This is a genomic window from Colwellia sp. Arc7-D (genome assembly GCF_003061515.1).
In the GTDB taxonomy this organism is placed as follows: Bacteria; Pseudomonadota; Gammaproteobacteria; order Enterobacterales; family Alteromonadaceae; genus Cognaticolwellia.
In genome coordinates, this window is the sequence record NZ_CP028924.1 from 1,093,990 (window position 1) to 1,107,255 (window position 13,266).

At 36.4% G+C, this 13,266-nt stretch carries 9 protein-coding genes; 4 read left to right on the forward strand and 5 right to left on the reverse strand.

Annotated elements, in window-relative coordinates:
• Nucleotide 1: 1 nt before the first annotated feature.
• From DBO93_RS04775 to DBO93_RS04790, 4 genes are all read right to left on the reverse strand, one after another.
• Nucleotides 2–1,777 (reverse strand): SLC13 family permease, encoded by a 1,776-nt coding sequence (locus DBO93_RS04775; RefSeq protein ID WP_239059116.1) that lies wholly within the window; start codon nucleotides 1,775–1,777, stop codon nucleotides 2–4.
• Between the two features lie 77 nt (nucleotides 1,778–1,854).
• Nucleotides 1,855–2,115, reverse strand: a complete 261-nt coding sequence (locus tag DBO93_RS04780) for a late competence development ComFB family protein (RefSeq protein ID WP_108455302.1) — start codon at nucleotides 2,113–2,115, stop codon at nucleotides 1,855–1,857.
• A gap of 117 nt (nucleotides 2,116–2,232) precedes the next feature.
• Nucleotides 2,233–2,835, reverse strand: coding sequence for a primosomal replication protein PriC (gene priC / locus DBO93_RS04785; protein ID WP_108455303.1), 603 nt, complete (start codon nucleotides 2,833–2,835; stop codon nucleotides 2,233–2,235).
• A gap of 12 nt (nucleotides 2,836–2,847) precedes the next feature.
• Nucleotides 2,848–3,630 (reverse strand): TSUP family transporter, encoded by a 783-nt coding sequence (locus DBO93_RS04790; RefSeq protein WP_108455304.1) that lies wholly within the window; start codon nucleotides 3,628–3,630, stop codon nucleotides 2,848–2,850.
• A 772-nt stretch (nucleotides 3,631–4,402) separates the two neighbouring features.
• On the opposite strand from DBO93_RS04790, the gene DBO93_RS04795 reads away from it, so the two are divergent.
• The 4 genes from DBO93_RS04795 to DBO93_RS04810 all read left to right on the forward strand — a co-directional run bounded on the left by DBO93_RS04795 (nucleotide 4,403) and on the right by DBO93_RS04810 (nucleotide 11,366).
• Nucleotides 4,403–7,294 (forward strand): TonB-dependent receptor, encoded by a 2,892-nt coding sequence (locus tag DBO93_RS04795; RefSeq protein ID WP_239059117.1) that lies wholly within the window; start codon nucleotides 4,403–4,405, stop codon nucleotides 7,292–7,294.
• 298 nt (nucleotides 7,295–7,592) lie between these two features.
• Nucleotides 7,593–9,293 (forward strand): tetratricopeptide repeat protein, encoded by a 1,701-nt coding sequence (locus DBO93_RS04800; protein ID WP_108455305.1) that lies wholly within the window; start codon nucleotides 7,593–7,595, stop codon nucleotides 9,291–9,293.
• A 1-nt stretch (nucleotide 9,294) separates the two neighbouring features.
• Complete coding sequence (locus DBO93_RS04805) at nucleotides 9,295–10,200, forward strand: class I SAM-dependent methyltransferase (RefSeq protein WP_108455306.1); 906 nt, start codon at nucleotides 9,295–9,297, stop codon at nucleotides 10,198–10,200.
• Complete coding sequence (locus tag DBO93_RS04810; RefSeq protein WP_108455307.1) at nucleotides 10,197–11,366, forward strand: aspartyl/asparaginyl beta-hydroxylase domain-containing protein; 1,170 nt, start codon at nucleotides 10,197–10,199, stop codon at nucleotides 11,364–11,366. Before DBO93_RS04805 ends, DBO93_RS04810 begins: the two co-directional genes overlap by 4 nt.
• Here DBO93_RS04810 and DBO93_RS04815 read toward each other — a convergent pair.
• Nucleotides 11,351–13,192, reverse strand: coding sequence for a tetratricopeptide repeat-containing sulfotransferase family protein (locus tag DBO93_RS04815; RefSeq protein ID WP_162533724.1), 1,842 nt, complete (start codon nucleotides 13,190–13,192; stop codon nucleotides 11,351–11,353). The two genes, DBO93_RS04810 and DBO93_RS04815, sit on opposite strands and share 16 nt — an antisense overlap.
• Between the last annotated feature and the right edge of the window lie 74 nt (nucleotides 13,193–13,266).

Below are 13,266 nucleotides of genomic sequence, written 5' to 3' on the forward strand. Positions count from 1 at the left end.
ATTAACGGAATACCAATACGCATAAAGTCAGAAAACTTATAACCCCCGCATTCATGACCAATAAATTGGTTTTATAAGCCATAGGCGTTGCGTAACTTAGGTTAGCACCAAATAATACCGCTAAAATAAAAGGTTCTGGCGATAGATTTAATTGACTAGCCACGGAAATCGCAATGGGCGTTCCTATAACTGCTGCAGCATTGTTAGAAACAATATTGGTTAAGATGGCTAGTAACAACATTAATGCCGCTAAAATTCCACCTGGAGGTAAACCATATGATAAAGCAACAAATACTTGTGCTATATATTCTGCGCCGCCAGTCATCATCATAGCCGAGCCTAACGCCAATGATGCTGCAACAATTAATATAACTTGAGTGCTTAGCGCAGAAGAAGCTTCTTGCCAGTCTAAGCATTTAGTCAGTAATAGGATTAACACACCACAAACCGCACTAATTTCAATGGGTAAAATACCAATAGCTGACGTTACAACCACAGCGAGCAATGTGCCTAATGCTATTGGCGCTTTACTTGTTTGTGGTAATGATTCTGCACCATCTATTATCAATAACCCCGGTTTTTCTTTTAATAAGGCTATTTGTTCTATTTCACCTTGAACAAGGAGTACATCGCCAATTTTTAAGCGGGTTTTACCAATACCATTACGCCCAATCTCCATAGCCTTACCTGCTCTATGTAAGGCAACAACGGTGATGGCGTGTTTATTAATAAAGTTAGCTTCTTGTAAGGTACGACCTTCAATACCTGAACCAGCAATAATGACAATTTCAGCTAAAATTTGTTTTTCAGCTTTTAAAGGATGCTCTTCATCAACTTTATGCTGACCTGAAAATAAGGTGGCACCAAGTACTGTTTCGTATTCTTTAAGTCTGTCCGGGTAATCATGAACTTTTAATCTGTCACCAACAATGAGTACGGTATCTGGTAAGGGAATAATATTTTTATTTTCAGGTCCGCGCTGAATACTTTCTATCTTTAATTGTCCGTCTGTTAGGGCAATTATTTCAGTGATAGTTTTTTCGTTAACAGCACTTTCTTCATTAATATTAAGATAAGCACTGAAAATCCGAGGCGATGTGTCAGGCATTGAAGGGGATCTACTTGGCAGCAGCTTAGGTGCTACAAGCCATAAATAAATAACCGCGACAACGGAAGCAATAAGTGCTGGTTTAGCAAAGTCAAAAAGGCCAAATTCAGCTGCGCCCATATTGCTGGCAATACTAACAACCAGTAAATTGGTTGAAGTACCAATAGTGGTTGCCATACCGCCCACTAAAGTGGCAAGCCCCATGGGTAATAACATGGGTGACGAGTCAGTTTTAGTTCGCAAAGATACACTGATTAAAATAGGCAGGAGCAATACAACAACGGGCGTATTATTTATAAAAGCACTTAAAGTTCCAGCTAGCACAAGTGTAATTAACAATGACAACGCAGGACTGATTTTCCATAACTTAGCTAAATATCGTCCAATCGGTTCTAACGCACCGGTCCGCACAATACCGTGACCAATAATCATTAATGAACAAACGGTCACCAAAGCCTCATGGCCAAAACCAAAAAATAAAGTACTGGGTTCAAAGTGAACACCATCAACTGAAAATGGAAAAACTGCAAACATTACACATAATATAGCCATCACAGCTAGCGATGAGGTTTCTAGCGGTATATCTTCACGGCGAAATAAATATAATGCTAAAACGGTGATTAACAAAACCGCTAATGCATGATGATTAGGGAGATCTGGAATATTCAAAAGTATACCCACTTATTGTAATGATTTAGTTATTAAAGCTAGCCGTTAATTTAGCGGCATAAGGAAATTGAGAGAGATTAATTATGCTCTTTCATGAATTCTAAAGCTTTAGATACAGCAACTTTGACGTTGTTTTCCATCTCAAACCGCTCAGAAGCGGGCAAATAGAAAGCCATATCAACTTCATGGCGTATGTAGCGTGTAGGTAATTGGTTTAACACAACGCAAACTAAGTCGGCAATGAACTCAGCATCATAGTTATCTTCTAGTTTCAAGGCTGTAAAATGTTGTGAAACTAACTTCTCGTAATAGTTATGTATATCGTCAGAAATTTTCATGTTTATGACTTTTTTTAATGGATATATTTGCAAGACTAATGCTAGTGCAATGAAAACACCAATCTTTTTTCGGCGTAAATACAAATTTTAAGTAAAAAATTGAATAGAGACGCTACTTTAAAACTGTTCGGATTTAGATATTTCGCGTTCTAATTTTGAAATGGCTTGGCGACATCGGCCAAGACGTTGATGTAGGGCAAGTGTTTCATCTGTTAATTGTTTAGATTTATTAGCTGGTGCTCCGTGCATTTGTCTTTCACGTATTTCGATCATTTCTAGTAATCGCCTTTCAAACTCAAAAGTTTCGTTAAGTTTATTGTGTAAGTTATGACTTGATTGCATCACCGCCTGTGCTGCTTTCTTAAAACGTCTGGATTTAATGGCAACAAGTCGTTGAGCAGGTTCTTTATGCAGAGTGCTATTTGAATTTAATGCATTTCTCAAGGCTGAAATCTGCTGCTCGATAATTAACAAGCGACTATGGGCAAGGGTGTTTTTATTAGCCGTTAACAGGCGAGACAATTCATTGGTTTTATCTTTTACTTCTGCCACATAAGGATGAAATTGATCACTGTGAGTGAGAAATAGCTTCTCAGAAAAAATATCATTTTCTTGAATTATTTTATGAGACTTTGAATGCTTATTTTGTTGGTCAACAAGTTTAGCTTGTTCGTCTATTTGATCGAGAATTGCATGAATTTTATTAATCGCACTTTGCATGAGAAATTTTCCTTAACTTAACCAAGCTTGATAGGCTAAATTAACTGACATAAGAATAACAACAGTGATAAAAACAGGGCGTATAAACTTACTACCAAATTTAATCGCCCAATGAGCGCCTACCCAAGCACCAAGCATTATAAAAATTCCCATCGAAATGCCAAGTACAAAATTAACGTGTCCAAGATAGATAAAGGTTAATAAGCTAAAGAAATTGCTAACAAAGTTGGTTGAGCGTGCTAATCCTGAGCTAAGGAGAATATCAATTTTGTACAGGGCATTTGATGAGCTTACCCAAAATGCGCCAGTACCAGGGCCTGCGACACCATCATAAAAGCCTAAAATGAGCCCTTGTATTATTTGTTTAATTTTTATTATCTTGTTTTTTATTGGTAAACCAAGAACTTCACTGGTAACGGATCTTGAGAATAGCGTGTAAATAGCGGTCAAAACTACAAGCACTGGAATGTATTTATCTAAAAACTCTACAGATAAAAAATTTACAATTATAGTGCCTAAAATCGCGCCGGCAGCAGTTGCTATAATAGATAGTCGCCAGTATTTAGGGTTAAACAGGTTTTTTCGATAAAAAGTAAACGACGCAGTAAGTGAACCGAAAGAGGCCGCGAGTTTATTTGTTCCAAGTGCAACATGGGGCGGTAAACCTGATGTTAATAATGTTGGCACTGTTAGCATACCACCACCACCAGCGATAGCATCAATAAGGCCCGCAACAAAGCCAACACTACATAAGGTTATCCATAAACTAATGTCGAGGACGGGATCAATAACCATAGAATATTTTGCATAGTAAATTTGAGGGCAACTATAGCACAATGAAACAGTGAATTTATGTCGATTTATAACTCATAGCTATAGAGCACGCTGACTTTTAAATTTTAGGGAGTTATTGGATGATAAAAATACATAACCAATTTATTCACCTGTATTTTTTTTGAGCTTAGGAGCTTAAATTTAATCACTGAAAAAGCCCTAGAATGCCAATAAACCTGCGTAGAGTGGTTAATTGTTGTTAAAATTTTGCTCGGTTACAAAATAATTGAAAATAAATATTAGCAACTGTTTCATTTTGTTTACGTTAACAACTGTTTTCTTTAAGTTATTGTTAATAAAGGTTTATGTTGCTGCTGGGTTTTTATATGGTTTTTTTACTTAGTTTAACTTTTAGTTACGTAATATATGTAGATTTACATTAATCAATAAACAAGAGAATCAAATTAACCCTATGTTTTATAATACTTTAATTTTTACTTTCGATTGTGTTTACTTAATCGTTATAATCTTTGGTAAGTAAGTTTTTGTAAATAAAGTCATATTAATACCTTATTGTATCTAGCGACTAATCTATGTTTTTTCTAATGTGTTTTAGTGATATTGCTGAAGTATGTAAATAAAACGTAACTGTTTGTGTTGACCCATTAACAAGATTAAGTTTAATATCTTAGCTGACAGATTTGGTTTTCAACCAATAAGTAATTCAACAACAAGACAACATAGTCTTGAAATTAAACACTAGTATCACGAAAGTGGTCCAGGGAGTATATCAATGTATCAAAGTAACAAGCTTACTAAAGCTGTTCGCTTAGCTCTTGTAGCTGGCGCAACAACAACTATTCTAGCTGCACCAAGTGCTATGGCATTTGCTGAAGAAGCAGCTGCAGAAGAGAAAGGTGTTGAACGTATCCAGGTAACTGGTTCACGTATTCGTCGTTCTGAATTAACTGCTGTAACACCTATTATCGAAATTAGCGCTCAAGAATTCGCTATTTCAGGTAACCTTAACATCGAGCAAAAACTTGCTGAGTTACCTTCTACTTTACCTTCGTTTGGTCCTAGCTCAAACAACCCTGGTGACGGTACAGCAACAGTAGATTTACGTGGCTTAGGTACTTCTCGTACTTTAGTTATGGTTAACGGTCGTCGTTGGGTTCCTGCTAACCAATCAGGCGTTGTTGATTTAAACACGATTCCAGCTTCTCTAATTGAAAACGTTGAAATCATCACTGGTGGTGCTTCTGCTGTATACGGTTCAGATGCAATCGGTGGTGTTGTTAACTTTAAAATGAAAGATGATTTTGAAGGTGTTGAAATTTCAACGTTATATGATGTAACGACTGAAGGCGATGCTGAAAAATTCAACTTAGATTTAACCATGGGTGGCAACTTTGCTGATGACCGTGGTAACGCAGTACTTTACGTTGGTTACTCAAAACGTGAACCTTTATTCCAAGGCGACCGTGACTTTGCAAGTGTTGCTTTAACTGAAGGCGATGGCGAATTAATTGCTGGTGGTTCTTCTGGTATTCCAGGTACTCGTGTATTTGGTGGTCCAACGCTTAACACTGGTGCAAATGCTGGTTCAAGCTTAGGTCGTTTCCTTCCAGATGGTACTGGTGCTGCATTTACAGGCGCTGATCGTTTTAACTATGCACCTGATAACTTTTTACAGTTACCTCAAGAACGTCTAACAATGAACGCATTCTCTCATTTTTACATTAATGACGAGACTCGTATCTACAGTGAACTTTCTTTTATTCGTAACGAAGTTCCACAAGAATTAGCACCAACTCCAGCGTTTACAACAATTACAGTAAACCCTAACAGTGCATTTTTTGGTGCTGATGTTCAAAATGCAATCTTAACTGCACAAATAACAAATAATAATGGAACTCCTGATGATGAGTCAGATGATTTTCTTGAATCAGCATTAAATGCTGATGGCACTTATGATATGTTTGTTGGTCGTCGTATGGTAGAAAACGGTTCACGCCAATCTATCGATACACGTGATGCAATGCGTATTTTAGTTGGTATCGACGGTTACATTAATGACGATTGGTCATACGATGTTTATTACAGTCGTTCACAATTAGACCACACAACACTGTTAAATAACGATGTTGCAGCTTCACGCTTTAAACAAGCTATTTTAGTTAATGACGATGCTACAGCGTGTCAAGATACATCAGGCGGTTGTGTTCCACTTAATATTTTCGGTGAAGGCAACATTTCTGATGAAGCTGTAGACTTTGTTAATATTGGTGCAACTAACGCGACTACACTTAAACAAGAAGTGTTCATGGCAACGGTATCTGGTGCATTACCATTTACTTTCCCAGGCGCTGAAGAATCAGTTGGTGTTGTTTTTGGTTATGAAAAACGTCAAGACGAATCAACTTACCGTCCAGATGAATTCTTAGCTGCAGGTGATGTACTAGGCTTTAATGCTGGTGAAGCAACTGTTGGTTCATATAGCTCTGATGAAATCTTTACAGAATTCTCTATTCCACTTATGAGCGGTAAAGAATTTGCTGAAGACTTAAGCCTTTGGGGTGCAGCACGTTTTGCTGATTACTCTAACATTGGTCGTGTTTCATCATTCGCTACAGCGATAAACTGGGCACCAACTGACTGGATCAGCACTCGTGTTGGCTTCCAATCATCAGTACGTGCTCCAAATGTATCTGAGTTATTCTTAGGTGCGTCTGCAGGCTTCCCAGGTGCGGTTGATCCATGTGCTGTAGATGGTTACAAAGCTGGTATTACAAGTGACGCACTTTGTCTTGCTGACGGTGTATCAGCTGCCCAAATCGGTGTTTTCGAACAAGCTAACGGTCAAATCGAAGGTTCATTCGGTGGTAACTCAGATCTTCAAGAAGAAACTTCTGATACGCTTACTGTTGGTATTGTTGTTCAACCATTTGAAGGTTTAGATTTCACAATTGATTACTTCAAAATTGAAATCGAAGATGCTATTTCTGTATACGGTGTAAATAACACGCTTGACGTTTGTTACAACGTTGTTAAAGATGCATCGCATGAAACATGTCAAAACATTAGTCGTCGTGCAGACGGTAATGTTGACGTTGTTAAATCATTGAATGCAAACATTGCATCAATTGAAACAAGCGGTGTTGATTTTAACGTAACTTACAATACTGAACTTGATTTTGGTTTGTTTGATAGTGGTTCTGACTTGAACATTCAATTCCGTTCTACATTCCTTGATACGTCTGACGTAGTTCCAGTTGTTGGTTTAGATACAATCAACGAATGTGCTGGTTCATACGGTAACACTTGTGGTAACCCACAACCTGAGTTCCAAGCTAACACTCGTGTTAACTGGACAAATGGCGATTTAACATTATCTGCTTTAGTACGTTACATCGGTTCAACTGATGATGACCAACTAATTGGTGATGACCCAATTACACGTAGTGACTTAGTTGTTTCTGAAATTGATGCAGCTATCTATGTTGATTTAAGTGCAAGCTACTTAGTTAACGAAAACTTAAATGTTAACTTTGGTGTTAAAAACGTATTTGATGAAGAACCTACTGCTTTAGGTGAGTCACAATCACAAGCTAACACTTTCCCAGAAACGTATGACGTAATTGGTCCTCGCGTATTCTTGAGTGCTTCTTACACGTTTAATTAATCACTAATTAAAACTTACTTTAGTTTTAATTAAGTATTAAGAAATAAAAAAGTGACCAACGTTTGTTGGTCACTTTTTTTTTAATCTAACGTAAGATGGTGTATGGTAATAAAACTAAATATGACGCTGCTAAATTACATTTATAAAAATAGATACTATAAAATATGCAAAATGTTAGCTCCTCAAATATAACCATTAAACTTCAACAACTATTTTCTTTATTTCAAAAAGGCCAAGTCAAACTTGTGCTGAAAGAACTTAAGCCATTATTAATCTCAGCGAGTGATCATGGGATGTAATGCATTTGGCTGCGATGGCTTATAAAGCTGATGGCGATATTGATAAGGCGATTAGTTATTTCAATAGCGCTTTAAAGATTAACGATAATCAGTCACAAGTTCATAACAATATTGCGAATACTTATAAACAAATATCAAATAGTAAGTTAGCAGAATTTCATTACAATAAAGCCATTAAATTACACCCTCAATATGTCGATGCGATCAAAAACCTTGGTTTATTATATTTACAGGATAAGAAATTAACGCAAGCAAAAGATAGTTTTTTACGAGTGCTAAACTTGTCTAAAAATAATACTTCAGCCTTAACATCGCTCGGGAATATATACAAAGCTGAACACGATTTCGTTGCTGCTATAGCTTATTATAAGCAAGCACTGAGTGTAAATCCTCGTTATGTAAATGCTTTACATAACCTAGGCATAGCCTACCGCATGACGGGTGATTTTTCTGCTGCGATTAAGTGTTTCAACGAAGCGAAACTTATTGCCCCAAACATCTCTGACATTGATTTTAATGAAGCAAATACTCAATTTGATATGGGTAATTACCCTGCAGCAGAACAGGCATACTGGAATGCACTAAGAAAAGCACCAGATAATTGTGAAGTGCATGAAACACTGAATGAATTCTATTGGCAAACAGGTAAGAAAAGTGAGTTTGGTAAAAGCTTTAAACTTGCGATTGAACATTTACCGAATAATTCCCGATTACGGCATACTTATGCTGAGAGTTTGTTTTCCTCTGGGGCTAAAGCACAAGCATCAGTCGTAGTTGAAGAGGCATTAAAGCTTGATAAAACGCCTGAGCTTTTGCATTTAAAAGGTAAGTTTTTAGCTTCAGAGGGCGAAATTAAACTGGCAATCTCACTGATAGAGCCAGTACTGCTCAATGAATATAAACTTTCAAATGCTTTAGATTTAATCGAATTATTAATCATAGATTTTGATTATGATAAAGCGCTGCATCAAATAGCTTACGCTGAGAAAATAGCGCCTCATAATCAACTACTCATCGCTTATAAGAGTATCTGCTGGAGACTGACTAATGACCCACGATATGAATGGCTAGTAGATTATCAGAAACATATACAGAGCTATGATATTCCAGTACCCAATGGATATAGTTCAAGGGCTATGTTTTTAGATGAATTAGAGGCTGCTTTATTGTCAATGCATCAGACACAGCATGAGCCTTTGAAACAAACATTAAAGTTTGGTACGCAGACACCCGGTAGACTTTTTTATCAACCGATAAAGCCAATTATTGATCTCAAAAAATCGTTTGAAGAGGTCACTCTAGATTATATATCGTCACTGCCTGATGATAGCTTACACCCGCTATTGTCGAGAAAAACTAATCACGTAAACTTTTCTGGTTCATGGTCAGTAAAGCTTAAACCCAATGGTTTCCATGTTAATCATGTTCATCCTGAAGGTTGGTTGAGTTCATCATTTTATGTGAAAGTACCTGATTTCTCTCAATACGATCAATCTTCAGAGCATGCAGGTGCAATAAAATTCGGAGAAAGCTCGATGAATCTAAAAGAGCGAGAAAAAGTATCGAAAATTGTCACACCTAATGCAGGGTTAGTTGTTTTATTTCCCTCATATGTTTGGCATGGAACAATACCTTTTAACGGACCTGCTGATATTTTCCGGTTAACCGCACCGTGTGATATAACGCCAAGAGAGGATTAGTATGGAAAAGACTGAAGCTTGGTCATTATACTGGCAAAATAACCATCAAGAGAGCTGTATTACAAAGAGTAATACAGAAGACCATGTCATACTTTCAGATATTTGGCGGTGTTTTTCATTACAGTTAAGCCATTATTCAACTGTGCTAGATTTAGCAACGGGTAATGGCAGTGTTGCAAGGCGTTTATTACAATTTAATAAAAGCCTAAAAGTTACCGCAGTTGATCGCGCCTCTATAGACCCCAAAAAATACACTGATGCAAGTGTGCTGCTAAGTACCGTTCATTTTATTCCTGATATAAATATTCAAAAACTCCCATTTGACGATTGTGTGTTTGACGCTGTGACAAGTCAATTTGGCTTAGAGTATTCAAAACTCAATTTATCTACCCCTGAACTAGTGAGAGTTTTAAAGCATAAAGGACAATTTTTGTTTGTTATTCACCATGAAGATAGTGAAGTAGTCATTCCTGCAAAGGATAAAATAAAGGAGTTTAATTTACTGCTTACAAGTGGCTTATTGGAAAATTTTGAGTTGTTTTTAGCTGGGTCTTTGAGTTTGCAACAATTGAATGAAAATGGAGAGAAAATTCTTAACAATGCTGCTTGGGTCAAAAGTAATGCCATCACAGGTCAGGTCTTTTTAGCAATTGATAAGCTTATTCAACTTAAAAATAAAAACCAAAATCTTGTCGTTATAATGGAAGCATTCCAAAATATGAAGGCAAGAATTGATGCAGAAAACTCGAGATTAAATCAATTGATTTTAGCGTCTTTATCGAAAGATAAAGTGAAGAAGCTCTGTACTTCACTTGAAAAGTTAGGCACTAAAGTATCTTTTAAATTGATACAGTTGAATGACAATGCAGGTGTTATGGGCTGGAAAATCAGGGGTTATAAGTTATGAGCAAAAAACGGTTATTAGAACAAGTAGATCAGGCATTTAATAGCCAGAATAACCAAAAGGGGTTGGAATTATTAAGAGAATACATCGCTACAAATGATAAAGACTTAGAGCAGCTATATCGACTAGCCATAATTGAAGAGCAAATTGGCGAGACAAAAAATGCTGGAAATGCGTATTTAGCTTGCATAAAACATGACAAGCGGCTTTTGAAAGCCTACCTTTATGGTGGTTACTTTTTCCAACAAATCGGCGAGCTAGAAAAAGCTTTAGCTTTATACTCATTAGGTAATGATATTGATGCTAGGTTGACTTTAATGCATCAAAACGAAAAGCTTTCTTATGAAACCCGGGTAAGATCTCATCACGCAAATAAGGCACTACGTTCTCACTTCACTAAACTACACTCACAAAGTGTTGAATCTACAAAGGGCAGCACAAGAATAGCAAACGCTATATGGCCACAAACTCATAATGAGCAGGTAAATTACCTAACAGATGGTCAAAAACCACATTTATTCTACATTCCTGAACTTGAAGCTAAGCCTATCCATGAGAGTAACCAATTTGATTGGTGCCAATTACTTGAAGAAAGCTTTGATGACTTAACTGATGAGTTTGTTAAGCTCCTGAGTTTAATTGAGCAAAAAGGCATGCCATATTTAGATGGTAGTTATAAAGTAAAAGGTTTTGAATCATTAGTAGGATCAAAAAATTGGACAGCACTCAATATATATAAAGATGGCGTAGCTAATAATAGTTTATTGTCATTAATGCCTAAAACAGCAAAAATATTGGCAGGCATCCCTTTATATAAGGTCGATGGCAAACCATTTGAGGTGTTTTTTTCGTTGTTAAAAGCCGGACAGCATATCCAGCCGCACTTTGGGCAGTCTAATCATAGTTTGACAGTACATTTACCCATTATTGTACCAAAAGGCGGTTATTTAACCGTAGCAAATGAAATTAGGGCGTGGCAAAAAGGTAAAGTCATTATTTTTGATGACTCTTATATACATGAAGCTATTAATCCTTCAGAAGAAGATCGCGTGGTGATGATATTCTCTATCTGGCACCCTGATTTATCTATAGAAGAACAAAGGTCTATTTTAGCGAGTTTTCAAGCTCGCAGCCAATGGTTAGAGGCTAGGAGTCAGCATTTACTTTGAGTTAATTGATTATAAAGCTGTCTAAATGTTGATAACTCTTCTTCATAATGTCGAGCAAAGTTTTGTTTGCTGGTATTAATTGGCTGCCGTACTTGCAGCTCACTAAAGGTGAAACTATTAACATGCTTTTTGTGAAAATTTAGATAATCATCATGCCAATCTAGATTACAAAACTTAAAGATCAACCTCGCTTCATCTTTAGGTAAAGTCGTTAGCTGATTATAACTTACATCAATAACTTGTTCTGGGAAGCTGTCTCGCCAAAAGTCCATTAGCTTATTTGCTTGAAATATTGCATGGGCAATATTCTTTAAATTAGCTGCATAATTATGATGTGGAGCAAAGGGTTGAGAGAAAATTGATAATGCTAAATCTTCAGGCGTCCTTCTCATTTGAATGACTTTAACTTGTTCAAAAATAGATAATATAGCGCCCACATAACGAAAGTTATGAGGCATTTTATCTACTATAATGTCTGCGTTTAGTGCCGTTTTACTGTTATATGAACGCTGCATTTCAATTCTATTTTGACTAAAAAAATCATCCCAATTGGTTTCAATGTTTTCTTTTTGCGCATTAACTTTGTTTTCAATAAATAATGCTAGTGCTTCATTTTCGCCACTACTTTCTATATTCGGATGCTGAGATAACATTCGATCCATTAACGTTGTGCCAGATCTGGGCATACCGACAATAAAAATATGGCTAGGGGTTAACTGTTTTATTTTATTTGAAGAGGTAACTTGCTGAAGAAATTGATTATGCTCTTCAGCACTAGGAAGGTCATAGGTTAAATTAAGACGTTGAATAATATCCTTTTGCAAATTATTGGCTTTACTAAAACAGCGAAAAGCCAGTTGGTATTGCGCTAATTTTTCATAGGCTTTTGCTAAAATGAATAAATTTTGTTGGTTCTGAAAATTATTATCTATCGAGTCATCCAAAAGGTGCGATAAACAAGTTATTGCTTGTTGATGTTGTGCACCAATTTCTTGTTTAGCGCCCCAAGCAATATAGCTATTTGGATTCATTTTTAAGGCGTTGTCAGCGGCAATTAATGCCGACGCTTGAGCATTTTCAAAACGACAAACGCGTATTTCAATTTCATATCTAGTCAAACTAGTATCGTTCAGGGCTATAGCTTTGTCTAATTGGACTCTTGCTAGCTTTACATCACGAGCAAGAATATATAAGTCAGCAAATTTTAAGAAGTTAATACTATTAACTGGAGTGTGTTTAAGAAAAGTGTCAAATGCGTTAATGGCATTTTTATACTGCCTCAACTTTGCGTAACAAATGGAAAGGTTTTTTTGTATAACAGCCTGTTGTGACGATAACATGCCTATCTTTTGCCATAGAGCTACTGCTTTATTCCAATGGTCAGATTGCATATATGCTTGAGCACAAATTATTTTTGTTTGGGGATTATTGTTTTCATATTTTGTCGCTATTTCAAGTGATAATTCTGGTTGCTTGATTGACAGAGCTAAATGAGAAAATGAATTTATAATGTGGGCATCGTTGGGTAATCGATCTTTAATACCTGCGATTAACGCTAAAACTAAATCAGATTTATTTGCAGCATTTAAACACATAGCATAATTAAGCGTAATATCTAGTGCGAAAGGCTCTTTAGCTAGCGCATCCTTAAATAATGGTATGGCTCGTTCAAATTGTTTAGTCTGAGCATATAAAGTTGCTAAGCCATAAGTTGCGTCATTATTATTGTATTCATTAATAATTTTCAAATATGCTATTTCAGCCACTTCAAATTGTTTTTGTTGATGGGCAGATTCTGCTATTTTTAACGATTCACTTAAAGTCATAGGGCAATGTTTTATTGGTGTATGCGACAAGAGTAACAAACACATAGTGGTTATTTAATATATGCATGTGATAA